25 protein-coding genes are annotated in these 26,475 nt (G+C 55.7%); 11 read left to right on the top strand and 14 right to left on the bottom strand.

Translation table 11 applies throughout. The features are described from left to right. Window positions 1-66: 66 nt before the first annotated feature. From PAECUDRAFT_RS19125 to PAECUDRAFT_RS19110, 4 genes are all read right to left on the bottom strand, one after another. A complete protein-coding gene (locus PAECUDRAFT_RS19125) occupies window positions 67-693 on the bottom strand; it encodes a nucleotidyltransferase family protein (protein WP_006039785.1) in 627 nt (208 codons plus the stop codon). Beyond that, the gene (locus tag PAECUDRAFT_RS19120; RefSeq protein ID WP_006039784.1) at window positions 690-2,033 is read right to left on the bottom strand and encodes a 5'-deoxyadenosine deaminase; all 1,344 of its coding nucleotides are present in this window, start codon (window positions 2,031-2,033) and stop codon (window positions 690-692) included. The genes PAECUDRAFT_RS19125 and PAECUDRAFT_RS19120 overlap by 4 nt, the downstream gene beginning before the upstream one ends. A 25-nt stretch (window positions 2,034-2,058) precedes the next feature. Beyond that, entirely contained in the window at window positions 2,059-3,651 is a 1,593-nt protein-coding gene (locus tag PAECUDRAFT_RS19115; protein ID WP_006039783.1) for a PucR family transcriptional regulator, read from the bottom strand. A 132-nt stretch (window positions 3,652-3,783) separates the two neighbouring features. Beyond that, on the bottom strand, window positions 3,784-4,548 hold the full coding sequence (locus PAECUDRAFT_RS19110) for a YheC/YheD family protein (RefSeq protein ID WP_050794397.1): 765 nt from the start codon (window positions 4,546-4,548) through the stop codon (window positions 3,784-3,786). Between the two features lie 127 nt (window positions 4,549-4,675). Here PAECUDRAFT_RS19110 and PAECUDRAFT_RS19105 point away from each other — a divergent pair, with 127 nt between their 5' ends. Genes PAECUDRAFT_RS19105 through PAECUDRAFT_RS19095 form a run of 3 tightly spaced genes read left to right on the top strand, consistent with a single transcriptional unit; the run spans window position 4,676 to window position 7,829 of the window. Continuing rightward, complete coding sequence (locus PAECUDRAFT_RS19105; RefSeq protein WP_006039781.1) at window positions 4,676-5,875, top strand: phenylacetate--CoA ligase family protein; 1,200 nt, start codon at window positions 4,676-4,678, stop codon at window positions 5,873-5,875. Then, the gene (sbnA, locus tag PAECUDRAFT_RS19100; protein ID WP_006039780.1) at window positions 5,848-6,852 is read left to right on the top strand and encodes a 2,3-diaminopropionate biosynthesis protein SbnA; all 1,005 of its coding nucleotides are present in this window, start codon (window positions 5,848-5,850) and stop codon (window positions 6,850-6,852) included. The genes PAECUDRAFT_RS19105 and sbnA overlap by 28 nt, the downstream gene beginning before the upstream one ends. 2 nt (window positions 6,853-6,854) lie before the next feature. Beyond that, window positions 6,855-7,829, top strand: a complete 975-nt coding sequence (locus PAECUDRAFT_RS19095; RefSeq protein WP_006039779.1) for an ornithine cyclodeaminase/mu-crystallin — start codon at window positions 6,855-6,857, stop codon at window positions 7,827-7,829. Between the two features lie 678 nt (window positions 7,830-8,507). Here PAECUDRAFT_RS19095 and PAECUDRAFT_RS19085 read toward each other — a convergent pair. Continuing rightward, complete coding sequence (locus PAECUDRAFT_RS19085; RefSeq protein WP_006039777.1) at window positions 8,508-8,855, bottom strand: hypothetical protein; 348 nt, start codon at window positions 8,853-8,855, stop codon at window positions 8,508-8,510. Between the two features lie 206 nt (window positions 8,856-9,061). On the opposite strand from PAECUDRAFT_RS19085, the gene asnB reads away from it, so the two are divergent. Further along, the gene (gene asnB, locus PAECUDRAFT_RS19080) at window positions 9,062-10,912 is read left to right on the top strand and encodes an asparagine synthase (glutamine-hydrolyzing) (RefSeq protein ID WP_006039776.1); all 1,851 of its coding nucleotides are present in this window, start codon (window positions 9,062-9,064) and stop codon (window positions 10,910-10,912) included. A 109-nt stretch (window positions 10,913-11,021) separates the two neighbouring features. Here the strand turns inward: asnB and PAECUDRAFT_RS19075 are convergent, their stop codons facing one another. The 3 genes from PAECUDRAFT_RS19075 to PAECUDRAFT_RS19065 form a co-directional block, all read right to left on the bottom strand. After that, entirely contained in the window at window positions 11,022-11,666 is a 645-nt protein-coding gene (locus PAECUDRAFT_RS19075; protein ID WP_006039775.1) for a non-canonical purine NTP pyrophosphatase, read from the bottom strand. Beyond that, window positions 11,663-12,409 (bottom strand): ribonuclease PH, encoded by a 747-nt coding sequence (rph, locus tag PAECUDRAFT_RS19070; RefSeq protein WP_006039774.1) that lies wholly within the window; start codon window positions 12,407-12,409, stop codon window positions 11,663-11,665. Before rph ends, PAECUDRAFT_RS19075 begins: the two co-directional genes overlap by 4 nt. A 197-nt stretch (window positions 12,410-12,606) precedes the next feature. Next, entirely contained in the window at window positions 12,607-13,686 is a 1,080-nt protein-coding gene (locus tag PAECUDRAFT_RS19065; RefSeq protein ID WP_006039773.1) for a GerMN domain-containing protein, read from the bottom strand. A gap of 159 nt (window positions 13,687-13,845) precedes the next feature. On the opposite strand from PAECUDRAFT_RS19065, the gene PAECUDRAFT_RS19060 reads away from it, so the two are divergent. The 4 genes from PAECUDRAFT_RS19060 (at window position 13,846) to PAECUDRAFT_RS19045 (ending at window position 18,303) form a co-directional block, all read left to right on the top strand. Further along, entirely contained in the window at window positions 13,846-14,370 is a 525-nt protein-coding gene (locus tag PAECUDRAFT_RS19060) for a phosphatidylglycerophosphatase A family protein (RefSeq protein WP_006039772.1), read from the top strand. A 145-nt stretch (window positions 14,371-14,515) separates the two neighbouring features. After that, window positions 14,516-15,937 (top strand): spore germination protein, encoded by a 1,422-nt coding sequence (locus PAECUDRAFT_RS19055; RefSeq protein WP_006039771.1) that lies wholly within the window; start codon window positions 14,516-14,518, stop codon window positions 15,935-15,937. Then, window positions 15,934-17,187: a Ger(x)C family spore germination protein gene (locus PAECUDRAFT_RS19050; protein ID WP_006039770.1), complete on the top strand. Its 1,254-nt coding sequence runs from the start codon at window positions 15,934-15,936 to the stop codon at window positions 17,185-17,187. Before PAECUDRAFT_RS19055 ends, PAECUDRAFT_RS19050 begins: the two co-directional genes overlap by 4 nt. Window positions 17,188-17,202: 15 nt before the next feature. After that, window positions 17,203-18,303, top strand: coding sequence for a GerAB/ArcD/ProY family transporter (locus tag PAECUDRAFT_RS19045; protein ID WP_006039769.1), 1,101 nt, complete (start codon window positions 17,203-17,205; stop codon window positions 18,301-18,303). On the opposite strand, the gene PAECUDRAFT_RS19040 is transcribed toward PAECUDRAFT_RS19045, so the two are convergent. Genes PAECUDRAFT_RS19040 through PAECUDRAFT_RS19030 form a run of 3 tightly spaced genes read right to left on the bottom strand, consistent with a single transcriptional unit; the run spans window position 18,266 to window position 20,346 of the window. Further along, a complete protein-coding gene (locus PAECUDRAFT_RS19040) occupies window positions 18,266-18,511 on the bottom strand; it encodes a hypothetical protein (protein WP_006039768.1) in 246 nt (81 codons plus the stop codon). The two genes, PAECUDRAFT_RS19045 and PAECUDRAFT_RS19040, sit on opposite strands and share 38 nt — an antisense overlap. A 57-nt stretch (window positions 18,512-18,568) precedes the next feature. Beyond that, a complete protein-coding gene (locus tag PAECUDRAFT_RS19035) occupies window positions 18,569-19,603 on the bottom strand; it encodes an MBL fold metallo-hydrolase (protein WP_006039767.1) in 1,035 nt (344 codons plus the stop codon). Next, window positions 19,603-20,346 carry a class I SAM-dependent methyltransferase gene (locus tag PAECUDRAFT_RS19030; RefSeq protein WP_006039766.1) on the bottom strand — a complete coding sequence of 248 codons (744 nt, stop codon included), beginning with the start codon at window positions 20,344-20,346 and terminating at the stop codon, window positions 19,603-19,605. Before PAECUDRAFT_RS19030 ends, PAECUDRAFT_RS19035 begins: the two co-directional genes overlap by 1 nt. 184 nt (window positions 20,347-20,530) lie before the next feature. On the opposite strand from PAECUDRAFT_RS19030, the gene PAECUDRAFT_RS19025 reads away from it, so the two are divergent. Genes PAECUDRAFT_RS19025 through PAECUDRAFT_RS19015 form a run of 3 tightly spaced genes read left to right on the top strand, consistent with a single transcriptional unit; the run spans window position 20,531 to window position 24,056 of the window. Then, window positions 20,531-21,862 carry a spore germination protein gene (locus PAECUDRAFT_RS19025; protein ID WP_006039765.1) on the top strand — a complete coding sequence of 444 codons (1,332 nt, stop codon included), beginning with the start codon at window positions 20,531-20,533 and terminating at the stop codon, window positions 21,860-21,862. Then, window positions 21,859-22,959, top strand: coding sequence for a hypothetical protein (locus PAECUDRAFT_RS25960; RefSeq protein WP_006039764.1), 1,101 nt, complete (start codon window positions 21,859-21,861; stop codon window positions 22,957-22,959). The genes PAECUDRAFT_RS19025 and PAECUDRAFT_RS25960 overlap by 4 nt, the downstream gene beginning before the upstream one ends. Beyond that, window positions 22,956-24,056, top strand: coding sequence for a Ger(x)C family spore germination protein (locus PAECUDRAFT_RS19015; RefSeq protein WP_006039763.1), 1,101 nt, complete (start codon window positions 22,956-22,958; stop codon window positions 24,054-24,056). Before PAECUDRAFT_RS25960 ends, PAECUDRAFT_RS19015 begins: the two co-directional genes overlap by 4 nt. 38 nt (window positions 24,057-24,094) lie before the next feature. On the opposite strand, the gene PAECUDRAFT_RS19010 is transcribed toward PAECUDRAFT_RS19015, so the two are convergent. The 3 genes from PAECUDRAFT_RS19010 to PAECUDRAFT_RS19000 are packed head-to-tail and all read right to left on the bottom strand — an operon-like array spanning window position 24,095 to window position 26,422. Continuing rightward, window positions 24,095-24,889 (bottom strand): SDR family NAD(P)-dependent oxidoreductase, encoded by a 795-nt coding sequence (locus tag PAECUDRAFT_RS19010; RefSeq protein WP_006039762.1) that lies wholly within the window; start codon window positions 24,887-24,889, stop codon window positions 24,095-24,097. A 28-nt stretch (window positions 24,890-24,917) separates the two neighbouring features. Then, window positions 24,918-26,078 carry a UxaA family hydrolase gene (locus PAECUDRAFT_RS19005; protein WP_006039761.1) on the bottom strand — a complete coding sequence of 387 codons (1,161 nt, stop codon included), beginning with the start codon at window positions 26,076-26,078 and terminating at the stop codon, window positions 24,918-24,920. After that, the gene (locus tag PAECUDRAFT_RS19000) at window positions 26,075-26,422 is read right to left on the bottom strand and encodes a UxaA family hydrolase (protein WP_006039760.1); all 348 of its coding nucleotides are present in this window, start codon (window positions 26,420-26,422) and stop codon (window positions 26,075-26,077) included. The genes PAECUDRAFT_RS19005 and PAECUDRAFT_RS19000 overlap by 4 nt, the downstream gene beginning before the upstream one ends. Window positions 26,423-26,475: the final 53 nt, after the last annotated feature.

Below are 26,475 nucleotides of genomic sequence, written 5' to 3'. Positions count from 1 at the left end.
AAAACAAAAAGCAGCGATTGTGCTCCATGCACCGAATCGCCGCTCCATATGGCCTTTCCTCATCACTCAGCTTATGTACCTCCTTTTCGCCTCAGCCCATTGCTCAGGGGTATCAATATCGAAAAAGCAAGCCTCATCAACCAAAACAAGCTCGCCCCGCAGCGATGACTGCTGCCTCACGATTCGTCTGGCGCCTTCATCCCCTCTCAACGTTTCGACCTGTTCAAAGAGCCGCTTAGATAATACGATAGGCGGCTTCGGACCTTCTCCATCCGTCGCCGCCACCCAATCCAGCTCGGAGCCATCGCCGTAACGACGGACAAGCGACGCTAATACCTCCTCCGTCACAAATGGCTGGTCGGCCAGCATAACGAGCACAGCGTCCGCGCCCATCGCTCCCGCCGCGGACACCCCCATCCGCAACGATGCAGACAGCCCTTCTGCCGCATTGGCGCACGGAAGGATTCGCAAGCGTTCCTTGTCCAGCCCAGCCGGAGCCAAGGACGGCCGCATCCAAGACAACGGCTGCTCTGGCCGTACGACGACCAACGATACGCTCACAGCAGATTGGAGCAGACGCAAGCACCGAGCGCCAACCGTCTCGCTTGTCCCCGGCCACTCCAGCGCCAGCTTCGACTGCCCCATTCGCGAGCTTGCGCCAGCCGCAAGGAGCAATCCGACGATTGTCGTCATAGGGACATCCTTGTCAGCAAACGGGCGATTGCTTCGTCTGCTTTCCGCAGCACGTCGGCTTCATCCATCATCGTCATGCACCGATTGTCCATGACAAGCCTACCGTCGATCCACACCGAATGCACATCGCCACGACCCGCCGAATAAACGATTCTGGAATAAAGGTCGGCATCATAGGAAGGGAAGGCATGAAACTTATTCAGATCCAGCAATACAAGATCTGCTTTCTTGCCTGCTTCGATCGAACCGATCTCCTTTTCCATGCCCAGCACTTCCGCCCCTCCGATCGTAGCCATCCGCAGCACCGTTCGGGCATCCATTGCCGTAGGGCCATGATGCACCTTGTGAATCATCGCCGTCAGGCGCATTTCTTGAAACATGTCCAACGTGTTGTTGCAAGGCGCGCCATCTGCACCGATCCCCACTTGTACGCCATCGCCAAGCAGCCCCGGAACATCCGCAACCCCTGAAGCCAGCTTCAAATTAGAGCCCGGACAATGCGTCACCTTCGTCCCTGTTCGTTTTATTATCTCGCGTTCTGCATCATCCAGCCAAATCGAATGCGCCAACACAAGTCGCGGCGACGCTAAGCCAATGGCGTCCAGATAAGCAACGTTGCGAAGCCCCGTTTCCCGCTCGACCAGCTCGATTTCGCCCCGATTTTCTGAGGCATGGGTATGGACGAGCACATTATGCTCCGCGGATAAATCGCGTACCGCTATTAGCAGCTCCTCTGTGCAGGAAACGACAAACCGCGGGCAAAAGGCATACTGCAGCCGGCCTCCATCGTATCCATGCCATTTGCGAAGCAGCGCAACGCTTTCCTCAATAGAGCGTGCTGTGTCCTCTTGCAGCGCATCCGGCACGTCGCCGCCCTTGCGATCCATCATCACTTTGCCTGATATCGCACGTATGCCGCTTTCCGCCATCGCACGAAACGCGGAATCCGTATAATGGACCGTCTCCATATCCAGCAGCGTCGTCGTCCCGCTTTGAATCAACTCGCCAATACCGAGCAGCGCAGACACATAAACCGATTGCTCATCATGCGCGGCTTCGAGCGGCCAAATCCGCGTCCGCAGCCAATCGAGCAGCTCCATATCATCGGCCCGCCCTCGGAACAGCGTTTGGCAGAGATGGACATGCGTCTGAATAAAGCCCGGCAGCAGGATGCGGCCATCAGCCTCGTAGACGGTATCGGGAACGAAGCCGTCCTCCGCACCCTCGAAATTGCCGAATGCAACAATCCGATCATTCACGATGCGGACATCGCCTCGCAGCACATCGCCAGCCTCGTTCATCGTCACGATTATCGCATTGCGAATGAGCATATTCCCCATGCGTTTCCTCCCCGGGCGGCGATTGTTAGTCCGCTGTATTTTCTTCCATTAGCATATGCCGGAACAGGAACGCTAATTTCATGCGAAGCAAATCCGATGTTTTCTTAAAATCAACCTCCAGCATCTCGCCGATTTTCTCCAGCCGATAAGCTGCCGTATTCCGGTGAATATATAGGCGTTTCGCCGCTTCGCCAACTTGAGCATCCTGCTGCAAGAACATGTCTAGCGTCCGCATGAGCTCGCGCTCGTGGTCGTTTTCTTCATCCGAAAGCTTTTTCAACACCGTCTTATAAAAGCGGCTCATCCTTTCCCTCGGAATCCCTTCGAATAAATAAGCGAGCTCTTTATCCGAGAAAGGGATGACCACCTCCTCGTCAGCCATGCCATCCGCAAGCCGAATCGCGTCCACGCATTCCGCATACGCTTCACGCAGCTGATTGGAAGCCGGTTTCTTATAGCTGATTGCAACACGCGCAAGCGCTGGCCCACCGCGGCCCCGTACCAACGCTGCACACTCCCTCAGCACAGCAGCCAATTTATCGACGCCTTGGAAGGTTTCAGCAGGCACGACGTACAAGCTCCCTTGCTCAACCGTAAAGTGTACAATCTGTAGCCCTGTCAGCTGCGGATGCGCCATCAGCGCTTGGCTTAATCCGCGATCTGATAGCTTCCCTGCATCCTTATGAACGCCCAGCACACAATAATATTCGCCATTACATAACATAACGCCGCTTTTTCTCGCTCGCTCCATTAAGAGCCGGCTTGGAATGCCGCCTTGCAAATAACGGAGGAACATCGTACCCAAATCATCCGGAGCAGCTGCGCCTGCCGCGCCTGGAAGCGCAAGCACTGCGTAGGACGCGATCAGCTCCGCCGCTTGCAGAAGCAGCTGATCCTCCGCCTTCGACGTCTGTCCGACAGACTGGAACAGCACTGTCCCGCCGCCCTCCTCGTCGCTGTCATGCAGCGGATACCGCAATAAACGAACACCCTCTATCGCCTTCCAACGGCCAACTGGCAGGCGCCTCCAATGCTGGAGCAATGCCGCCTCCCGGCAGGAGGTTGCATTCAACAGCACGCGATCACCCTGCCAGATGATAGCCGCTGGCAAGCCTACAATTTCCATAATGTCAGCAAGAACGCTAGACGGGTCGCTCGCTTTATCCCGCTTAAGCGCGAGACGCATAAGCTTCTTCTGCTTCTCCAGCACGTCTTGCACGGCGAACAGCTGGCGCGCAATGCCTGCGCGAAGCAAGCCATCAATATCCGACTCGTCGTTAAAAGCGTCAGGAAGCGCAATGACAGGCAGGCTTAGCCGATCCGCTTCCTCTGCGATGAAGGCTGCCCATTCTCGCCATTCCGGGCTGTCGCTCACGCTAATGCCTGCTGTCCCGCGTTGATGCAGCGAGCGAACCCACGCTATCGCATCCTCCCGGCTCCCCTGGATCGAAGCGCCTGATGCGATGAGCATATCGCCTTCCTTGACACGTCCGGCCATGTCCGTCGATTGCATGACATGGACCGCATAGATCACTCGATTCAATCCGTCCCGACCTGCGATTAACTTCCCTTCCGACAATGGAAACACAGACAGCGCTTGTTCAACCGTCATTCGCATGCGCATCCCTCCCGAATCGGCAATCAACACGTCAACTTAATTGACATTGTATGCCGAATTCGCAGGGTCAGCAACCTATTTGTTAGATTTTATAACATTAATGTAACAGAGAACAACCCTTGCTCGTGTTCCCTATCTTCGTGCGCTTCGTCGATAAGCAAGAATGGTTCGGTACATCGATCGATTCTTCAGCTTACGGAAAGGCGTGATTTGAGGCTTCGTATTCATCTCCAGCAGCCATGAACGCAATCGATGATCCACGGCTACGTCGAGGCCTAGCTCCACACAGGACGGGTGAGCCCTGGTATACCGACGGGCGATCCGCAGCGACAGACGCTCCACCTGATGGCGCTTGTTTGCCGCCTTGCCTTGGGACATCTTCGACCGGAATACCTGCATGATCGGATGAATCGAAGCGCCTTGGCTGCCATTCGTCACGATGCGCCCAGGCGCTGCCACACGCGCAAGAATCCCCGTTACTTTCCAAGGCCTCGAGGTCGAGCGGCGCTGCGTCATGACGCGCAGATCATATCGCCTTCCTTTATAGCGAAGCAGGTGGATACCGCGCTGGACAAGATAAGCGCCGCTCTTTTTATACGCGCGAATTAACCCGTACAGCGCCGATATCGTTCTCGTATGCCTTGTCAGCAATTTGTACCGCCATTCGTATCGCACGCGGCCTCTTGTTTTCAGCTTCCTTACGCGCATCACGCCAATGCCAAGCGCACCAACGTTTGGCTTTACATAAACCGTGCTATACAGCCTTAGCATATTGCGAAGCCTTGCCTCCGTCAGCATGACCGTCTTCGGAATCGCCCGGCGTACAACCGGATCCCGGAGCAGCACTTTCGTTTTTCTCATCTTATTATGATCGAGCCGCGTTCTTACACTTCGCATAGCCAATGTATTCGCCTCCGCATAAGGTTTTCATCATCATATGTCACAAAGATGAACCCTTCGTGGACGCAGACCCATTCCGAGCGGTTAAAGCCAACATACGATAACACACCGGGGAGGGGTGAGCTTGAATCGTAAAGGAATGAACCGAATTGCCGCCTATTACGCACGTAAATACGACTGGTATGCGGCGCTTCTGCAACACTCGGACGACATGCTTGGTAACGAAACGCCTTATCTGACAGCCGACATTCTGGAGCAGCATTATTACAACAGCAAAGCGCCCGAAGGCTGTTATGTATACCGGACATCCGGCACAAGCGGCGGCCGCCGCAAAATGATCGCCTATTCCGAAGCGGATGAGCGCCGGTATTTGGCCGTCAAAACGCGGCTGTTCGCCCAATTAGCCGGCGACCGGCCGATTAGGCGCGCTTTCGCGGATATGGGAACGGGCCATGCCGCCGCGACGTCGATCGCGATTTTTAAGGAACTGGGCTGGGAAAATGAAGCCATTGCCTACGATGAACCAATCGAGCGGCATATTGAGCGGCTGACGCAATTCCGACCAGACCTGCTGTACACGATGCCTTCGTTATTGGAACGCATTGCATGCGCGCTCGACGATCCCGCTTCGCTTGGCATCCAATGCATCATCACTGTAGGCGAGGCCGCATCGCCGCAATGGCGAAGCGCGATGGCCAGCACCTTCGGCATCGATGCGCGTGACGTCATGGATACGTACGGGTCGATCGAGATCGGCACGATCGCATGGTTCGATGACAACGCCGGCTGCTATCGTCTTGCAGAGGGGATTCATGCAGAAGCCGTTGCGCCTGCGGCGATAGGGCTTGCTGATACGCTCGCCTCGGACGAGGCGGCGCTCGTACTCACGTCCACGCAGCGCGCCGAATTTCCAGCAATCCGCTTCGTAACCGGCGATGTCGTTCGCGGCTTTCAACCGGCCAGCGAGCATGCGGGCGCCACATTCGAAGCCATCGTCCGGAGGATTGGACCTGAACTGAAGCATGGCGAAAAAATAAGCATCCATGACATTGAAGCAGCCGTCTTTGCCCATGCCAAACGCGTTCAGGTCCGCGCCGCATCCAGCGCCAACCGGCTGATCCTCTATTTGTACGGACCGGATGCGACACCCGATCGTGCAGCGCGCATTGAAGCTGAAATTGGACAACGTGTTCCAGAGATTGGAGCCATGATTCATGGCGGCATGCTGCCTCGAATCGAAATCGTGCTGGCAAGCAGCGAAAGCGAAATGCCGCAAGGGAGCGTGAAACAAAAAAAATGGCATCAGCCAACCGATGGGAACTAAAGCTGGACGAGGGCGTGCTTGGATTAATCGGCCGAACGCCGCTCGTTCGACTGAAGCAGCTGTACCCGGAAACGTCCGTTAACGTTTATGCCAAGCTCGAAATGTTTAACCCCGGCGGCAGCGCCAAGGACCGGCCTGCGCTGCGGATGATGAAGGAAGCGATAGCAGCCGGACTCGTTCGTCCTAGCACAACCATTGTAGAGTCCAGCTCTGGCAACATGGCGATAAGTCTCTCCATGATATGCGGAATTCTTGGACTTCGGTTCATTTGCGTCGTCGATCCGCGAACAGCCGAAGCGAACCTTCGGATCATTCGCACTTATGGCGCGGAAATCAATTATGTGACTGAGCCAGATCCTGCGACGGGCGAATTTCTCCCTGCCCGAATTGCAAGGGTAAAGGAGCTTGTCCAGCAAATCGGCGACGCCTTTTGGCCCAACCAATATGCGAACCCGTTCAACGCAGCCGCACATCGAGACACGACGCTGCCTGAAATCGTTCAGGAGCTCGGAAGCATCGACATGCTGCTCGTTGGGGTTAGCAGCTGCGGCAGCTTGCGCGGCTGCTCCGACTATATCAAAAATAAAGGAATGCCTACTGCGGTCATTGGCGTCGATGCTGGCGGGAGCGTCATCTTTGGCGGGCCTGGCAGCCGGAAGCTGCCAGGGCTTGGCGCGGGCATCGTGCCGCCGCTATTCGCGCCTGGGCTGGCGGATGGGCATGAGACCGTGAGCGATCTCGACTGCGCAACCGGCTGCCGCCGTTTGCTGCGAAGAGAATCCATCATGGCTGGGGGATCGGCTGGCGGGGTCGTAGCCGCGCTGGAGCGGCGCTTGCCTCAGCTGCCTGACGGGGCGAACGTGGTCTTGATTTTGGCCGATAGAGGCGAACGGTATCTCGATACCGTGTACAGCGACGACTGGATTCGAAGCGGATTCGGCGAAGCCGCACTCGCGCAATTGGCAGCTGACGTTTAACGATGCGCTATATCAATGAACAGCAGCTACAGTCGATTGGCGCGGATTGGGACCAGCTGGCCAGCACGATAACAGAAGCGCTTCGCTGCATGATCGCGAGCGATTATGTGCAGCCGCTCAAGCCTTATTTGCGATTCAAGCATCCCAGCAATCGGATCATCGCCATGCCTGCCTATATCGGAGGGCCGTTCGATATCGCCGGAATGAAGTGGATTGCGAGCTTTCCGAACAACCCCGCACTAGGGCTCCCGCGCGCGCATAGCGTCGTCGTCTTGAATGACGCGGATACCGGCGTACCTGTCGCCATGATTAATGGGCCTCTGCTGAGCATTGTGCGGACCGCTGCCGTCAGCGCCGTAATGCTGCGCAAATGGCTGACGCTTCCTGCGCAGCGCCATGATCGGCCGCTGAACGTTTGTTTGATCGGATGCGGACCAATCGGCCAATGGCATGCCCGCATGCTTCGCTCGGTGCTTGGCAGCCGTCTGGGACGGTTGACCGCCTTTGACCTCTCGCAAGAGCGCGCGCAAGCAATCGCCAGCCTTGTCGGCGACGCCGGACATGCCGCCGCCGATTGGCGCGAAGCCTATCGCGATGCCGACATCGTCGTCACCTGCACCGTTTCCGGCAGCCGATATATCGATGCCGCGCCGGCAGCGGGCAGCTTGCTGCTGCATGTTTCGCTGCGCGATTATGCCCCGGCGGCGCTGGGGTCTGTCGACACGATCATCGTCGATGATTGGGAAGAGGTTTGTCGCGAAAATACCGACATCGAGCTGATGCATCGCCACGCCGGCTGGTCGCAAGCGAACGCTTTAACGCTAGCGGAAGCCGTGCTCGGCGACCGTTTGAACAGCGCGCCGGCCGACGGCCGCATGCTGTTCAGCCCGATGGGCATGGCGATCTTTGATATCGCCGTTGCGTCGTCCATTACCAAGCACGCGACGCTGCACGGCATCGGCATCGATTTGGAGTAGCGTGTGCGCGGGGGTGGGGCGAATAGGGCAGATTTTTGTGCCCTATTCCCTCGGCGAGCCCCCTTCGGGGCGCATAGGGAACATTTTTGTTCACTATTCGCGCAGCAAGCCGCCCGCGGGGCGTATAGGGAACATTTTTGTTCCCTATTCGCGCAGCAAGCCGCCCGCGGGGCGTATAGGGAACATTTTTGTTCACTATTCGCGCAGCGAGCCCCCTTCGGGGCGCATAGGGCAGATTTTTGTTCACTATTCGCGCAGCAAGCCCCCCTCGGGGCGTATAGGGCAGATTTTTGTTCCCTATTCGCGCAGCAAGCCCCCCGCGGGGCGTATAGGGCAGATTTTTGTTCCCTATTCGCGCAGCAAGCCGCCCTCAGGGCGCATAGGGCAGATTTTCATGCCCTATTCACCCGGCGAGCTCCCTTCGGGGCGCATAGGGAACATTCCTATGCCCTATTCACTCGGCTAGCCGCCCTCAGAGCGCATAGGGCACATTCTTATGCCCTATTCCCTCGGCGAGCCGCCCTCAGGGCGAATAGGGCAGATTCCCATGCCCTATTCCCTACGGTGAATCGAGCTTTCGCGAGCATGGCGGCGACGCCTTAGCCTTCCCTCACGAAGCACGAACAAAAGGCGGTGCAGCAGAAAATTGCTGCACCGCCTTTTTCATTGTGAACGTCCTTAATCGCCCAAGCGATTGGAAGTCAGAAACCGCTTCGTTTCCTCCGTGCCCAACTCACGGAGCAGACGGTAGATTTGAACGATAATTTCGTCCGTTCCACCGTTCAGCTCAGCATCCGAGGTCGTTTCGTACGGATTCCGGACAAAATGAAACGCCTGCGCCTCATCCATGCTCGAATAGTCGTTAAAAAGCGTTTTGAGCCGGTTCACCTCTTCTCTGTTGGCGTTAATGACCAGCTCGTACGCCGCTGCTTCTGGATCGTCCAATACTTGTCCGGCAGCAACCGATACATAATAAAGCTTCCGCTCGCCCGCTTCGCTATCATCTGCCAAATCGATATGCGGCATCGCTATTGCCCCCTCCTTCTTCATTCTACTGATGCGTACCCTCAAATAGGTTCCCCCCATGGACAGACATTTTATCCTATAATTCCGCATATAACTGGTATCATCTCGACAGACGAATGAATACGCAGTACCAATTTGCTGTCATGCTGCAAATAACGGACGAGCGAGCAAAAGTAGACAGCCTCCTAGAGAGAGGGATGAGTTTCATGTGTGGTATTACCGGATGGATCGATTGGAACCGTGATCTGACGCAAGACAGCGAGCACTTGGAACGAATGACGGAAACGCTGGCCCCTCGCGGTCCCGACGCTGCCGGAACGTGGATTTCGGCGCATTGCGCTCTTGGGCATCGCCGTTTATCCGTCATTGACCCCGAGAATGGCGCTCAACCGATGATTCGCCATGCCGGCGGACATACGTACGTCATCGTTTATAACGGCGAGCTGTATAATGCGCCTGAGCTGCGCGTCGAGCTGGAAAGCCGCGGAAGAAGCTTCACGACGAACTGCGATACCGAGGTGCTGCTTGTTTCCTATATGGAATGGGGCAAAGCGTGCATCGAGCGCTTTAATGGCATTTTTGCTTTTGCAATCTGGGATTCGGGCGAGCAGCATCTGTTCCTTGCCCGTGACCGACTGGGCGTCAAACCGCTCTTCTTCAGCGAAGGAACGAGCGCAGGCAAATTCATGTTCGGCTCCGAGCCGAAGTCGATTCTGGCACATACCGAGGTACCTGCACAGGTGGGAGCGGAAGGGCTTGCCGAAATTTTCATCGTAGGCCCCGCGCGGACGCCTGGCCATGGTGTCTACAAGCATTTGCGCGAGCTGCGCCCCGGCCAATGCATGACGGTCACGCGCGATGGCAACGCCATTCATACGTACTGGAAGCTGGAAAGCCGTCCGCACACGGACAGCATCGAAGAAACGACTGCTCGCGTCAGTCAGCTGCTGCAAGACACGGTGGAGCGCCAGCTGATTTCCGATGTGCCGCTGTGTACGCTGCTGTCTGGCGGACTCGACTCGAGCGCACTCACCGCGCTGGCGGTCAAGTATTATCAAGGCACGGGGCAAGGCAATATCCATACATTCTCGGTCGACTATGTCGACAACGATAAGAACTTCAAAGCTCACGCGTTCCAGCCAAATGCAGATGCGCCTTGGATCAAACGAATGAGCGAACATCTAGGCACGATTCATCATTCGATCCAGTTCGATACGCCGGAGCTGGTCGATGCGCTTCGCGCGGCAACACTGGCTCGCGATCTGCCAGGCATGGCGGATGTCGACGCTTCGCTGCTGCTTTTCTGCCGGGAAATCAAGAAGGAAGCAACCGTCGCCTTATCCGGTGAAGCAGCGGATGAAATATTCGGCGGATACCCTTGGTTCCACCGGGAAGAAGCGCTGAATGCCAATACGTTCCCATGGTCGCTAGCAACCGGCATGCGCAGCGACCTGCTGAACCCGGAGGTTGCCGATTGGATCAAGCCGCAGCAATATCTCGCCGATCGCTATGCCGATGCGCTGGCAGAAGTGCCTCATCTCGATGGCGAGGATGCAGCTGCTCGCCGCATGCGCATCATGTCCTATTTGAACATAACCCGCTTCATGCCCACGCTGCTCGACCGGAAGGATCGCATGAGCATGGCCGTCGGACTTGAGGTTCGCGTACCGTATTGCGATCATCGTCTGGTCGACTACGTGTTCAATATTCCGTGGGAAATCAAAACGTCCGGCAGCCGCGAAAAAGGCATTTTGCGAAAAGCGCTCGTCGACGTTCTCCCCGAGGATGTCTTGTGGCGCAAAAAAAGCCCGTATCCCAAAACGCATAATCCGAACTATCTCGAAGCCGTCCGCACGATGCTGCTCGAGGTGCTCGACGACTCCAGCTCGCCGCTGCTTCCGCTTCTTAACGTCAAAAAGGTACGTGAAATCGCCGCCTCCGCCGATGCAAGCTCGAACATTCCTTGGTTCGGCCAGCTGATGAGCGGACCGCAGCTCTTCGCCTACTTGTGGCAAGCGGACCTGTGGCTTCGCCAATATAAAGTGTCCATCGGTTAAGCGAATCGAATAGTATGCGCAAAAAGGCTGTCGTCCCGCTTCGCGAATCCCAATTCGCGAGCGGGCGTGACAGCCTTTTCTCATGCGTCATGCATGCGTTGATGCTTGGTTAGTTGTTCAGCTGCGCTAACAGCTTGCGAAGCGCAGCGCCGCGATGGCTGATCGCCTGCTTCTCTTCCGTCGAAAGCTCCGCCATCGCTCGGCCAAGCTCCGGCAGCCAAAATAGCGGATCGTAGCCGAAGCCGCCTGTCCCGCGCGCACTGGACAAAATGCGGCCGGGCACATCGCCCTCAGCATCCATGAACGAGCCGTCTGCAGGATCGTACAAGGCTAGCGCGCATACAAACCGCGCGCCCCCGAACAGCGTGACGCCATGCGGCGCGACCGCCGGAATATCCGCAGCTGCGCCTGCCAGCTTGGACAATTCCCGCAGCAGCTTCGCATTGTTGTCCGCATCCGTCGCTCCTTCGCCAGCATAACGCGCGGAATAAACGCCGGGCGCGTTGCCGAGCGCGTCGACGCATAGCCCTGAATCGTCAGCGAGGACGGGCAGCCCGAGCGCATCGCCGATGATTTTCGCTTTCTTCCTCGCATTCGCTTGGAAGGTATCGCCATCCTCAACGATGTCCGGAAGTCCGTCGAAATCTTTCAAGCTTTTCACTTCTACGCCAAGCTGCGCAAAAGCGTGAGCAAATTCCTTTACCTTGCCTGCGTTCCCTGTCGCAACGACGACAACATTCCCGCTTCCGATCATCGGCTGCCCTCGCCGATGCGAGCGCCAGCTTGTCCAAGCACCTCGCGCTGCTTGCCGATGAGCTCCGTAATACCCGTTTCCGCCAAACCGAGCAGCGCATCCAGCTCGCTGCGCGAGAACGGCGACTCCTCGCCCGTGCCCTGCACCTCGACGAATTGCCCTGCGCCGGTCATGACCACATTCATGTCCACCTTCGCTTTGGAATCCTCGTCATAATTCAGATCGAGCACGGGGCTGCCATTCACGACGCCAACGCTAACCGATGCCAAATAATCCGTGATCGGATAGCTCTTGAACGACGCTTTCTCCGCCAGCTTATCGACCGCAATCGCCAACGCGATAAACGCGCCTGTAATCGAGGTCGTGCGCGTGCCGCCATCTGCTTGGATGACGTCGCAATCCAGCGTAATCGTGCGCTCGCCGAGCGCTTGCAGATCGACGACCGAGCGCAAAGCGCGGCCGATGAGCCGCTGGATTTCCATTGTACGGCCGCCCAATTTGCCTCTTGCCGCTTCGCGCTGGTTGCGCGATTGCGTCGCGCGCGGAAGCATCGAATACTCCGCCGTTACCCATCCCTTGCCCTGTCCCTTCATAAAAGGCGGCACGCGGTCTTCGACCGTTGCCGTAACGAGCACCTTCGTATCGCCGAATGCGATCAACACGGAGCCCTCTGCATATTTATTAACGCCTGTCTCTATCGTAATCGACCGCAATTGCGCAGCCTCTCGTCCATCGATTCTCATGCTGGTCCTCCTTGAATTAGTGCCCACTGCCCATGGCGCAAATGATAACCTTCCCCATTTTACCAGACGACCGCAATAAAATCGACTTGCCGCCAAAAACAACAAAAAAAGCGGCAAGGCCTGCGTATCCCGCACAGCCTTGCCGCTTTCTGTTCGTATCGCATGCCAGCCGCTTGACGCGGGCAAGCATCCACCTTTTAAGATTTAACTGCATTAACCGATGTTGGACGAGAGACAGGCTGACTGTACGAAACGTTATTCTCATCCGTGAAGTTCGATTTGCCGTTCAATTTAATCAATACCTTGGACGCGCCTGCATTTTCCGTGACGGACAATACGATCGCCTGCATCATGTCCGCCGGCTCTTTTTGCCCTTCCTCATAAGCGTCATCCTGCAGCTCGACCGTTACCATGTCATCCTTCGTCTGAACGCTCTTCACTTGGACGTCCGGCGTCATGAGCCCGATCAGATTGCTTTGATCTTCCGGCCCGAGCACGAGCTGATCGACGGATGCCTTCACCAGATTGTCCGTCCGGTCAATCAAGCGCGTCACAGGAACATAGTAGGAATCGCCTTCCGGCGTCTCTGCTGCAAAATAGAGCGTAACCGGCGACGATTGGCTGTAATCGACGCCTTCCGCGGTTTCAAGATTAATGCCAACCGTGCGGTCCAGCGGACGGTCCAGCGGATAAGCCTGCTCAGGCATCTCAGCCAGCTTGGCCCCTTCCAGTCGCAGCTCTACGCCTTGCACATTCGGCATGCCCGTAATTGTCCACGCGATCGCCTCGACAATTTTGCGCTCGTCCGCTGCGTTATAATTGACGAAGGATTGGTTAAAGTCGACGGTGGCAAGCTTTTTCTCCTTCGACTCCACGTACCCATTAATCTTCGTACCCTTGGGCAGCACGCCATGGAACCCTGCTGGCAGCTGATCTGCATAATCCCCGCCATCGACCATCATCTCAAGCGCCTTCTTGCCCAGCGATTCTTTCTCCCCTAAGGTTGTCCGAAGCGTAACAGGCGCAAGGTAGCCGTTGTCGTCCAAGAGGTAGACCGTTATTTGCGACTCGCCTGTTTGCAAATCAACTGTCGAGCCCGTCTCTATTCCCCCGCCGCCCTGCGGGATCGTGCTGCTTGGACTATTTTGCGTTTCGACTGGCGGCGGATCGATCTCTTTGGACGCATTGTTCGAGAAAACCCCACATCCTGCCGTCATTAACGGCAACGCGACTACCCCTGTCAATGCTGCTCGGCGAATCCAGCGATTTCGTTTCATCTCCGTCCGTTCCTCCCATCATCTAATCGCCGTCTCCGGCGAATTTGGTTCATTTGGTCGCTTTGTAGTACTATGTATACGAGCCCCCCGGTATTTTAGACCAGTTTTGTCCCATGAATTATTGCGAGAACGAGAGACTCGATAAGGAGGCCTTGCGCCATGTCCACACCGAAGCCGTACAGCCTTAACAGTCGTGCGGTCGCAGACGCGACCATGCAGTGGCTTGCCCGCCGCAACGTTTCCGTCCTCCAGATCGCCGAGCTGGCTCATGATTTGCAGAAAGCCTACTACCCCGATCTGACCGTAGAAGAATGCATCGTCCATGTCGAGTCGGTGCTCGCCAAGCGCGAGGTGCAAAATGCGGTGTTGACCGGCATTCAGCTGGATCTGCTTGCCGAAGAGCAGAAGCTGCTGCCGCCGCTGCAGGACATGATCATGAACGACGAGCCGCTTTATGGCTGCGATGAGGTGCTGGCCTTATCGATCGTCAACGTGTACGGCAGCATCGGATTTACGAATTTCGGCTATATCGACAAGCTAAAGCCCGGCATCTTAAAACGGTTAAATGAAAAAAACGGCCGCGATTGCCACACCTTCCTCGATGACATCGTCGGAGCGATTGCAGCGGCTGCTGCAAGCCGTATCGCCCATCGCAAGCATGCCGAGCTGGAACAGCAGCAGTAGGCCTAGTTCAACCTTTGCATCAAATAAGGCAGCTCATTCAACCCGTCTCATGACGGCTTGGAGGCTGCCTCTTCTTTTTGCCTTCGATTCGCGCACGCCGTATATCTCCAATAATTTCCGATCATCCTATAGCGGAGGTGATCGCGTGATTCGACAAACTTCCCAAGCTAACCCGCAGTTCGAGCAGAACGGCACGCCGCAGCCGATCGAACGCTCCTTGTCGGCCGCCCTTCATCAGCTCCAGCAATTATTCGGCCTACACGGCGATATGGCCTACCGTTCCTTGCAGTGCGACGACGGTACAGCGGGCTCGTTCATTTATAATATGACGATGTCGCACGCGGAATCGATTGATCAAATATGCGGGATCGACGGCTGGCTCCATCAAGCCCATTCGCCCGCGCTTCTTATCGCCCGCATTCAAAGCGGCGAATGGGCCAATGGCATGATTCACACGACGAGCGATTGGCAATCCGTCCTCCATGCGATCGTTAGGGGAGATGCTGTGCTGCTCTTGGATGGGCTCGACACCGCTATCGTGTGCGAAACGCGCCAGCTGGAATGGCGAAGCATAACGGAGCCGACCACGCAGGTCGTCGTCCGCGGCCCCAAGGACAGCTTCACTGAATCGTTTGCAACGAATATATCGCTGATCCGAAGACGCGTTCAAAAGCCCGGACTCATGCTCGAAACCTACCGAATCGGATCCGTCACCGGTACGCAAATCGGGATCATGTTCGTGAACGGAAAAGCCGAGGAGGCGCTGCTCCAAACGGTCCGCACACGCCTGCAATCGCTTCAAACCGACGGCGTGCTTGATTCCGGCTCCTTGGAACGGCTTATGCAAGAAAAGCGTTTCACGCCGTTCCCGACGATCTATAACACCGAGCGGCCGGACAGCGTCGTCTCGCTTCTCCTAAGCGGGCGAGTCGCGATCATCGTCGACGGCACGCCTTTCGTGCTGGTCGTTCCGGTTACGTTCTATCAATTCTTTCGGGCTGCCGAGGATGCCTATGAGCGAGCCGATATCGGTATATTGCTTACCGTCCTGCGTTATGTTGCATATATCGTTTCACTGCTCGGGCCATCGCTTTACATTGCCGCTATTACGTTCCATCAGGAAATGATCCCGACTCCGCTGCTGATCAGCCTTGTCGCGCAGCGCGAAGGCGTACCCTTCCCGGCATTCGCGGAAGCCATGCTGATGGAGGTCAGCTTCGAGCTCATGAGGGAAGCAGGCGTTCGGATGCCGCGCGCCGTCGGCCAAGCCGTCTCCATCGTCGGCGCGCTGATCCTCGGCCAATCCGCCGTACAGGCGGGAATCGTCTCAGCCGCGATGGTCATTGTAGTCGCCTCGACCGGCATTGCCAGCTTTACGTCGCCCGCGTTTAATATTGCGATCTCCGCCCGGATTTTGCGATTTTCGCTTATGGTGCTCGCCGGAACGTTCGGCTTGTTCGGCATTCTGATCGGGCTGATCTTCCTCGTCGCCCATCTGTGCAGCCTTCGTTCATTCGGAACGCCCTATATGGCGCTTCATCAGAAGAAGGGAATGCCGCAAGCATGAGACGCGCCCGCTCGCGGCTGATTCTCGTTCTGCTCGCGCTGCTTCTGCTGCTCCCGACCACCGGCTGCTGGAACAGCAGGGAGCCTAAAAATCTGGCCATCGTCATGGCGTTAGGCATTGATAAAGGAACAGCCGAGGAGCCGTATCGCGTGTCGTTCCAGGTCGCCAATTCCGGCGTAGTCGCTTCCAATACCAACAACAACTCTGCCGCAGTGCCAATTACGATGTTTGCGAGCAATGGCGTATCCATCTTCGAAGCGATCCGCAAAACAGCGGAGAAGGTGCCCCGGCAGCTATTTTTCGCCCATATCCGGCTCATCATGATCGGTGAAACGATGGCGCGGTCCGGCATTTCCGAGCTCTTCGATTTTTTCGAGCGTTCGCGGGAAACGCGCATGACATCGCTCGTTCTCATCAGTCGCGGAAGCACGGCGGAGTCGGTGCTTCAGACGCTAACGCCGCTTGAGAAGCTGCCTGCCAACGCCTTCGTGGGCAAAATCAAATTTTCCTCAAAGCTGTGGGGCGAAAATTTGACGACCGCCGCAAACGATGTCGTCCGCATGCTCGTATCCAACAATCGGACGCTGCTCATCAGCGGCGTGAAACGTTACGGCCCGGCGTTAGAGGCGGAACAAAAGGCCAATGTCGAGAAAACGAACTCCTACTCGCTGATTGCGATGAATAAAATCGGCGTATTTCGCGACGGCAAGCTCGTGGAATGGCTGGATGGCCCTCGTGCCCGCGGCACATTATGGGCGTTGAACAAAATCCACAGCACCGTCATGAACGTTCCAGCCACAACGAGCGGAAGCGAAGAGAAGGCTGTCACCATAGAGGTGATGGGGGCCCGCTCGAAGGTCATCCCGCTCTTAGCAGACGGCAAGCCGTCCTTCCGAGTCGAGATTACGGCGGAAGGCTCGGTATCCGAGCTTCGCGCGCCGGTCGACCTGTCGCAGCCCAAAGCAATAGTGCGTTTGGAGCAGAGCTGGTCCCAAGCCATTCGGGAAGAGGTGCTGCAGGCGGTCACGCATGCGCAAGAGAGCGGACTGGATTATATCCAGCTTAACGAATCGTTCAAGCGCAAATTTCCGAAAGCATGGCGGCGTGTGCAGTCCAACTGGACGCAGCTGTTCGCAGACAGCCCCGTACAAGTGACGGTGCACACCTATATTCGCCATCAGGGAATGCGCAATCAATCGTATTTGCAGAAGATGAATCAGAATGCGAAGCAGCAGCAAAATGAGCAATAATAACGGGGGAGCATTGTGGAACAAGTCCGAATTGGCCGGCTGCATTTTTATATGCTGATCGGCATGTATTTATTAGGCGGCACCATTGCGCTCGGCACTGGCGTTGGGGCGGGGAAGGATGTATGGCTGGCGATTTTGCTCGGGCTTGTGCCCGGGCTTCTTCTATATGCCATTTATGCCAAGCTCTATAGCTTGCATCCGAATAAGCCGTTGACCAGCTACCTGCCAGATGTGCTTGGCGGTCCGATCGGCAAGACGATCGCTTTTTTGTACAGCGTGCATTTCATCTATCAGGCGACGCGCAACGTTCGCGGCTGCGGCAATCTGCTCGTCATTTCCGTCTATGACCAGACGCCGCTATTCGCCATGCTGACACTGATGGGGCTGGCCTTGATCTATCTCCTATACTGCGGGATTGAAAGCATAAGCCGATCGTGTACGATCTTCTTGACCGGCATTGTCGGACTTGGCTTTATGGCCTCGATTTTCTTGTTCGCTTCTGGCGTCGTCGATGTGAACCGACTGCTTCCTGTCATGGAAAATGGCTGGAGGCCTGTTATGAACTCCGTTCCCAGCACGTATTTTCTCCCCTACGGGGAGATGCTTGTCATTACGATGCTGTTCCCTTATGTCGCGCCAAAAGGCCGTAAATCCGTCCTCACAGGCATGTGGACAATGATTACGACCGGATTCGTGCTTGCGTATACAATGGCCTTGAATGTTGCCGTGCTGGGGAGCGACTTGTTCATGCGATCGGTGTTTCCGCTCATGACGACAACCTCGCAAATCAACATCGGCGATTTTATCCAGAAGGTCGACGCCATCGCCATCTCGACCTTAATGCTGAGCTATTTCTTCAAAGGCGCGATCTATGCTTACGTTGCAGCGATGGCAATCGCCGACTTATGGCGAGTGTCGATCAAACAGCTTGCTCTGCCGATCGGCTTTATTGTGCTATTCAGCTGCATGATGCTCGCCGGCAGCTACGCGGAAAACTACGTCGAAGGATTTGTTCTCAACCCCTACGTCATCTTCCCGTTCGATTTCATCATCCCTGCAATCGTGCTCATCGTCTCCCTTATTCGACGCCGCCCGGGAGGCGCTTCTTCCACTTAATGCCGAAGCCATTGCACAAATAATAAAGAAGCGCGAGGCACCAGCCCGCGCCTGCCGCTTTCTCGAGCGGCTGCATCGTCATCATCTGGCTCGTCAGCTTATGAAACGACTGGCTGACCGTCAGATTCATGAACAGATCCATCATCAGCATGTAACCGATGGTAAATACGCTATAGATGGCTGTGATGAGAATCAATTTGCCCTTCATCGGATCACCCCTGATCCGGAGCCGCAGCCAAGGCGTCAGCTCCTTCGTCTGATGGCATTAATATGCAGCGCTGCCGCCCTGCCTATCCGCTTTGACAAAAAACAGCTGCCCATCCCGCTCCACTTGGGCGATACGGCCTCGTTTGACGAGATGCACCAGATGCGCTAACGTTTCGGCCATCGCAAAACGGAGGTTATGCTTGTTCTCGCGATGCCGCGTGCCAAATAAAAGCTCGCACAGCTCAAAGCCGGTTGCCAATTGCCGCTGCGGCTCTTCCAGCAGCTCGACGATCGCATCCAAACGCTGCGCATGATGCCGCTTAAGCTCCAAACAGCGCTCCGAAAAAGAAGTGAACGGGTTGCGATGCCCGGGGAATGCTCTCGAAACGTTCAACACGCTAAGCTCCTCCAGGCTTTGCATGAAGGCGTCCAACGGATCATCCAGCTCATCAGGCACGAGACTGACGTTCGGCGTAATATCCGGCATCACTTGATCCCCGCATAGAATCGATTGACTGATCGGGTCATAGAAGAGAAGCTGGCCAAGGGCATGCCCTGGCGCGTCAATCGACTGCCATGCAATGCCGCCGAAGGCGATCGGCTCGCCCGGCTTCATGTAAGTAACGGTTGGCTGCGGCGATACGCTAGCAAGGAAGCTATCCAGGTTATCCGCAATGCCTTCCACCAGCCCAGCAGGCATCCCGTGCGCGCTAAATTGCGCGGTCAGCTTGTCCCCAAGCTCCCGATGCTCCCCCCACATCCGAATGGCGTAGCGATGGGACGCTTCCGTCATCCATACCTGTGCTCCGGACCGTTCTTGGAACAAGCCTGCAAGCCCATAATGGTCGGGATGCTGATGCGTGACGATGATGCGCACAATGTCTGTGAAGGCAATGCCAGCATGGCGGAACACAGCCTCCCATGCTGTTACAGCCTCCGGCGTATGCAAGCCCGGGTCAACGACGGTATAACCGCCAGTCGGCTCCGGCAGAACATAGCTGTTCACGTAACGGAGCGAGAATGGCAGCGGCACCTTCACCTGCAGCCAATTCTCGTTCCACGTTTTCACCTGCAGCGGTTTAATGTTGTCCATTATTCCGCCACCGTCCCGCACATAATGAGCCGCATGGACTGCGCTGCATCATAGGGGCTCCCGTCATACTGGCCAGCTGTCCGCTCCAGTCGAAGCCCGGACTCGGCAAGCGCTTGTTCGAACCATTCGAGATGAAAGAGCATCACCCGCTCCTCGTACCGGCGTTCCTCCGGCGTGCCCGCTTGAATCGTTATCGTTTTGCATACGGCGCCTGACTCAATCCGCCGCTCCTCGCGAATCGTCCAGCCGGTCTCGTCATCTAAGCGTTCAGACAGAGGGACGAGCGTGCGGGCCACATAATTCGCATTCAGGAAATCGATCACGAAACGACCGCCCGGGCGCAGCACTCGCCGCAGCTCGCGCAATACTTGCTTATTCTCGTCTTCCTCCTCGAAATAGCCGAAGGACGTAAATAAATTAACGGTCGCGTCAAAGGCGCCGTCCTCGAACGGCAGCTTGCGCATATCCCCTTGGAACCAGCGTACGCGCTGCTGTTCATCATGCCGTCTCGCTTCTTCCAGCAGCGGAGCCGACAAGTCCATCCCGCTTACTGTGTAGCCCAGCTCCTCCAGCGCTAGCGCATGCCGTCCCATCCCGCAGCCGACATCGAGCAGCTCCGTGCCGGTCGGCAGCTCCATCCAGTCGCACAGCTGTTTAATCTCGCGATTCGCCTGCTCCCAATTCCGATGCTTATAGACAACCATATAGTCGGTTCCGAAGCTCCGCTCAAACCATTCTCCCATGTTCACAGCTCCCATTATGCCGGCTGTTTGCCGATCTTTTCTTCGTTATATTGTACTGCAACTATAGCTGCTGCGGCAAAAAACGTTTCGCCGATTTCCGTTAATCGCTTGAATAGGACATATTTTCCGCTCGAAGGTGCACACTAAGGGGCATGACCGGAAATTGGAAGGAGGCGGAGCGGATATGCTGCAGCGAGTCACTGCGATTTTTGCTGAGGCCAAGGACTTGAATACGCATCGCATTCAGAATAAACATTTCGTGCTGGAGGTTGCTTACATCGGCTCTCTTGTGGACGAAAGTAAGGTGAGCGACTTCATTCTCGTTCCTTTCACGCAAGAGCATCAATCGTTCAAAGAGATTCTCGCAACGAATCCGTCGTTCAAGCTTGTAGAAGATCCAGCGCGGTGGGCTGATACCTTGCTTCGAGGATTCGTGCTGCTCCAAATCGAATCTTATGTATACGCACTAGATGCTGCGCGCGTTATTCGGAATCAGACCCCCGTCGCCGAGGTTGAAAGCACGGTGCAGGGACCGCAAACCGCGCTTAATGAAGATTTGATCGACTCCATCAACTTGATACGTACCCGCTACCCTTCTCCTGAGCTCAAAATCGAGGAAGGAACCGTTGGTTCGTTGTCGCAAACGCGCTTGCTGCTGCTCTACGACCAACAACGTGTGGACCCGACGGTACTAGCCAATGTGCGCAAGAAGCTGATGGGCGTTTCGACCGAAATTGTGAATGCGGTAGGCGAGCTGGAGAAGCTGCTTACTCATCCTAGCCGTTCGTTGTTCCCGACCATGCTCATTACGGAGCGCCCCGACCGTATATCCCGCGCGCTCGGCCAAGGCAAAATGGTGCTGCTCATGCACGGCAACATGTTCGGTATTGTGTTGCCCGCGACCTTTTTTGATTTCATGCACGCGATGGAGGATCGATACGAATCGTTCTGGATGACGCGCACCTTGATTTTGCTCCGTTATTTAGCGATCATTTTGACGATTACGCTTCCGGCGCTTTACATCTCGATCATTTCCTACAATCCGGAGCTTTTTCGTGTTCAACTCGCCTTCTCCATTGCCGGCAGTCGATCGGCGGTTCCATACCCATCATTCATCGAGGTATTTCTCATGCTCTTCCTTATTGAAGCGCTAATTGAAGCGAGCGCAAGGCTGCCGCGCTATATCGGATCAACCGCGACGACCGTCGGCGGTCTCATCCTCGGACAAGCTGCGCAGCAAGCGGGGCTGGTGAGCAGCATTATGATTATCGTGACGTCCGTCGTGGCGATTTCAAACTTTGTCGTCCCGATTTCTTCGATGTCGTACGCGATCCGGTTTTTGAAATATCCGTTAATCGTCATCTCCATCTTCTTCGGCGTTACCGGCGTTGCGTTCGGGCTATTCATCTACATCGTCTACCTGTCGCAGCTTCGCAGCTTCGGCAAGCCGTACTTCCGGTTCATCGGAGGCATTAAGCATGCCAAGGGCGACATCGGGCAGGTGAATGCGAGATGAACCGATACGTCATTTACAACTTTGTTCTCGTCAGCTTTCTGAATCTCATGCTGTTCGTGCCAAACATCCTGTTCCAATATCGTTATAAAGGGGCCGTCTCCTCCTTAATTGTCGCCGCCCTTATCGGAACGACTGCCGCTTTGCTGTTCATTCACGCGATGTCGAAGTTTCCGAGCAAAGGGGTTCCCGAGATTTTATTCGAACGGCATCCCCGATGGGCTGTCATCCCTGTGCTGATCGTGTTTGCCTTTATGTGGTTCACGGCTTCAAGCATCGCGCTGGCCGGCTATGCCCTGCTTATTAATCGGTTCTTCAATCCGGATGCGAATACGCTTGTCATCTTAACGATAATGGCGGTAATCTGCCTCTACGCCGCCACCCGATCGACCTTGAGCATGATGTTTAATATGGAAATTGTGCTGATCGTTAACACGCCGCTCATCCTGCTGCTGCTTATTAAAGCGGCGCGAAGCAATCAGCTTTTATGGGATGAAATTCGAACGGCGAGCAACTACTTTCACATTATGCCAAAGCTTGCGCCTATCGCAGCGGCAACGTTTATCTTTACCGGTTATGTGAATCTGTCGGTCTATAACCGCGCGTTTCCGCCCAATTTTCATTTTCGCCTCAAATGGCTGATTCCAACGATCGGCATCGCCGTGCTCGCGGTTTCGTATTTTGTTCCGATCGGGCTGCATGGCACGGATGGCGTAGGCTCTTACCTGTATGTATGGACTGCGACCTCCGATTCGCTCGTCATGGAGTATGGCTTCATCGAACGCGTCCTGTTCGTGTTTCTCATCCTGTATCTGAACCTGACGCTGGTGTATACCGCCTCCGGCTGGCATCAAGCGATGGAAATTGTCAAAAGCTGCTTGCCTCGCTACAAGCTGGCCATCGACGAGCATCCGATCCCGATACGAAACTATGTCATCTGTTCCATTTTCGCCTTGACCACGATCCTGTCGCTCTACCTGCTAAACGAAAAGGATTATTCGAAGCTCACCGAATACTGGCTCATCCTGCGCATGATAGCCGAATACGGGCTCGTCATTTGGATATTCCTGCTAAGTCTTACAAGGAGAAAACCCACATGATTCGAATACGCCTTATGATGCTGGCCGCCTTAATCGGCCTTACGATTACAATGCTTTCAGGCTGCGGCTTTAAGGACATCGATAAACGGTTTTTCGTCGTCTCCACCGGGATCGACCGTACGGACAACCCAGATAAGCCATATCGGGTCACGCTGCGGCTTGCCATTCCGTCTCCCAAGACGGAGCCAGGCGCATCCAAATCGCAAATGGAAACGATTGAAACGGCTACGATTGCAGAGGGCGTTCGGCTGCTCAAGGCTCACGTGGATAAGGAATTGGATTTTGGCCATTGCAAAGTGTTCGTCTTCGGCGAATCGCTCGTGCGCTCGGACTATGCCGAAGCGCTGACCTGGATGCTGCGGCGACGTGATATCCAAAGCGTTGCGGATGTCGCCATCGGCCGTCCGACTGCACATGACGTACTCTACGCAGAGCCTCCGTCAGAGCGTTATCCCGGCAATACGTTGTTCCTCTCGTTCGGCACGCAAGGGACGGACTCGCCTTTTACGGTGCAGCAATTTATTTTCGATTTTGAACGGAGGTTCATGGAGAGAGGCCTGGATCCGTTGCTCCCGGTCATTAAGAGGGATCAGATGACCTATATGATCAGCAAAGTTGCTTTTCTAGATAAAAAGCAGATGAAGCTGATGCTCACAAGCGAGGAAACGCAGCAATTTAACCAGCTCAACTTCAAATTTATAAAGTCGTCGCTAAGAGCCGATTACAAGGGCGAAAAAATCGTAGCGGTCGTGTCCAGCATCAGCCGCCACTATCGGATTGTCGAAAGCAATGGGCAAGCAACCATCAAAATGAAGGTTCGAATCAAATGCGTGCTGGAGCAAGCGCCTCGTGATCTGTACAACACCCCATGGGGGCCGATCGAGAAGGCGTTTGGCGAGCAATATTCAGCCGCAGCCGAGGCGTTGTTCACGAAAATTCGCGACGCGAACGTTGATCCATACGGCTTCGGCCTGCGCTATCGCGCCACGCATATCGGCTCGGATGCGACATGGAACCGTTGGCTGAAGCTGTATCCCGATGCCAAGTTTGAGGTAAGCACGAGCGTGCATATAGACGGAACGGGGCTAATCAAGTAGACGCTGTCTTCTGCTTGATTGCCCCGTTTATCGTTCGCTTAACGCTCCATATGGTCTTCCGGCTGCGCCGCTTTCACGCTAAGCCCGCCGTCGACCATGAGCAGATGACCATTGATTTGCATTGCTTCTTCCGATGCCAGAAATACGACCGCGTCGCCTATCTGGCGAGCCGTGCCGATCCGCTTCATCGGATTCGCCTGCTCTTCACGCTCCCGCATGCCCGGAGCACCTAGAAAATCAGTGCACATATCAGTATCGACGGTGCTCGGCCCAACCGCGTTGACGTTAATATTGAATTGGCCCAGCTCAATCGCCATGCCCTTCGTTAACATATAAGCGCCCGCTTTGGACGATTGATAATGGGGGATGACCGGGCTTGTGACAACAAGGCTCGCCGTTGACAGCACGTTCACGATTTTGCCGCGTCGCCTTTCGATCATCCCGCGTGCAGCACGCTGCGAGCAGAGGAAGATCGATTTCAAATTCGTGTTCATCGTACGATCCCATGTTTCCTCCGTCACGCTCATGAACGGCTCGAATGGCGCTACGCCTGCATTGTTGACAAGAATGTCGACAGCACCAAGCTCCTGCTCGACCTTCTCGAACATGGCTTCCACATCCGCCTTCATTCCGACATCGCCCCTTACAACAATCGCACGTCGACCGACCGCAATGACCTGCTGCTTGACTGCATTCGCCAGCGCCTCTGATCGTTCAGACGTATAATTGATCGCGACGTCAGCGCCTTCCTCCGCCAAGCGGAGAACGATTGCTTCTCCAATGCCGCGGCTTCCGCCGGTGACGAGCGCGATTTTATTGCGTAATCGATTCATACGGCAATTGTCCCTCCTTACCGGCTCTTCAGAGACTCGGCCCGATTCGATTGATGCTAAATTCCTGATGGCCAATGATTTCGGCTGCCGTCAGCTTGCCAGCGGCGACCTCATAAATTTCTTGCCCGATCCATGCTCCCGCTTCGGCTAGATCGATCTCCCCCGTTAATAAGCCGCACACATTCACATCCACGTTATCCGACATTTTCTCGTACATCCGCTGGTTCGCTGTAATTTTAATGACCGGCACAACAGCAGCGCCCGTCGGCGTACCGCGTCCCGTTGTGAAGCAAACGATATGCGCGCCGCCGGCCGCCATGCCGGACACGCATTCAATATCATTGCCTGGCGAATCCATGAAGTACAGCCCTGCTCCTGGCAGCTGCTCCGCGTATTCGATAACGCCTTGGATCGGCGCAGTTCCGCATTTACTTATACAGCCCAGCGATTTCTCTTCGATCGTCGACAAGCCGCCCGCGATGTTGCCCGGACTTGGGTTGCCTCCGCGCATATCCGCGCCGACCTTCTCCACCTCGCGCTCGAATCGGTTTACAATCGCATACAGCTTATCCGAAACCTCTGCATTCACGCAGCGATCCGCCAGAATGTGCTCAGCGCCGATAATCTCCGTCGTCTCTCCGATCACAATTCCTCCGCCATTGGCGATAATGAGGTCGGAAGCTACGCCTAGCGCAGGATTCGATGCCAGCCCGCTCGTTGCATCCGAGCCTCCGCATTTCACTCCGACGCGGAGTGCACTGTACGGCACCTCGACCAGCGGCTGCGCATCCAGCTCCACACGCAAACGCTTCGCAATATCGGCACCGTGCTGAATCGCTTTAACGGAGCCTCCTACGCTTTGGATATCGAAAAACTCAACTGCCTTGCCCGTGCGACGGATCGCAGCGGCCAACTGCTCGGGATCCACAACCTCGCAGCCAAGGCTGACGATAAGAACAGCGCCCACATTCGGATTCATCCCTGTTCCCGCCAGAACCTCGAAGGTCCGATCCTTATCCGCCCCGATTTGGCTGCAGCCGTGCTGATGCGGAATGGCAACCGTATTCGGCACAAGCTGAGCGATCCGATTCACGACTTGGTTCGAGCAAATGACGGTCGGAATAATAAGCAAATGATTGCGTATGCCAAAATCGCCATTGGCTCTTGCATACCCTTGGAAGGTCTTCATGATTGCGCTGCTCCTTTCGTCGAACTCATACCCGAATTCGCCTGATCCCCGCGTCCGCGGATGCCTTCTATGTTGTGGACATGTACATGACGGCCCGCTGGGATACTGACCGTCGCGCGGCCAATGACCTCGCCGTATTTACGCACATGCGTGCCTTCTGTAATAGCAACGACAGCTACTTTGTGGCCAAATGAGATCGCTTCCAATAAGAGCAGCTCCACCGTTTCGCCGCCGAGCTTATACGATATCGCCGACCCAGCAACTAGATCACGGAGCGCCGTTGCAACATGATCGCGATCATCCATCACGATGGCAACGGACCCGCTGTCAATCGCCTTGCCCATAGGAACCTCTCCCTTTGCGTTTGATTGAGTTAGATTGCTTTGCATGGACTTGA

This window comes from Paenibacillus curdlanolyticus YK9 (assembly GCF_000179615.1).
Taxonomy (GTDB): domain Bacteria; phylum Bacillota; class Bacilli; order Paenibacillales; family Paenibacillaceae; genus Paenibacillus_T; species Paenibacillus_T curdlanolyticus.
This window is presented reverse-complemented; position numbering and strand designations above follow the sequence as displayed.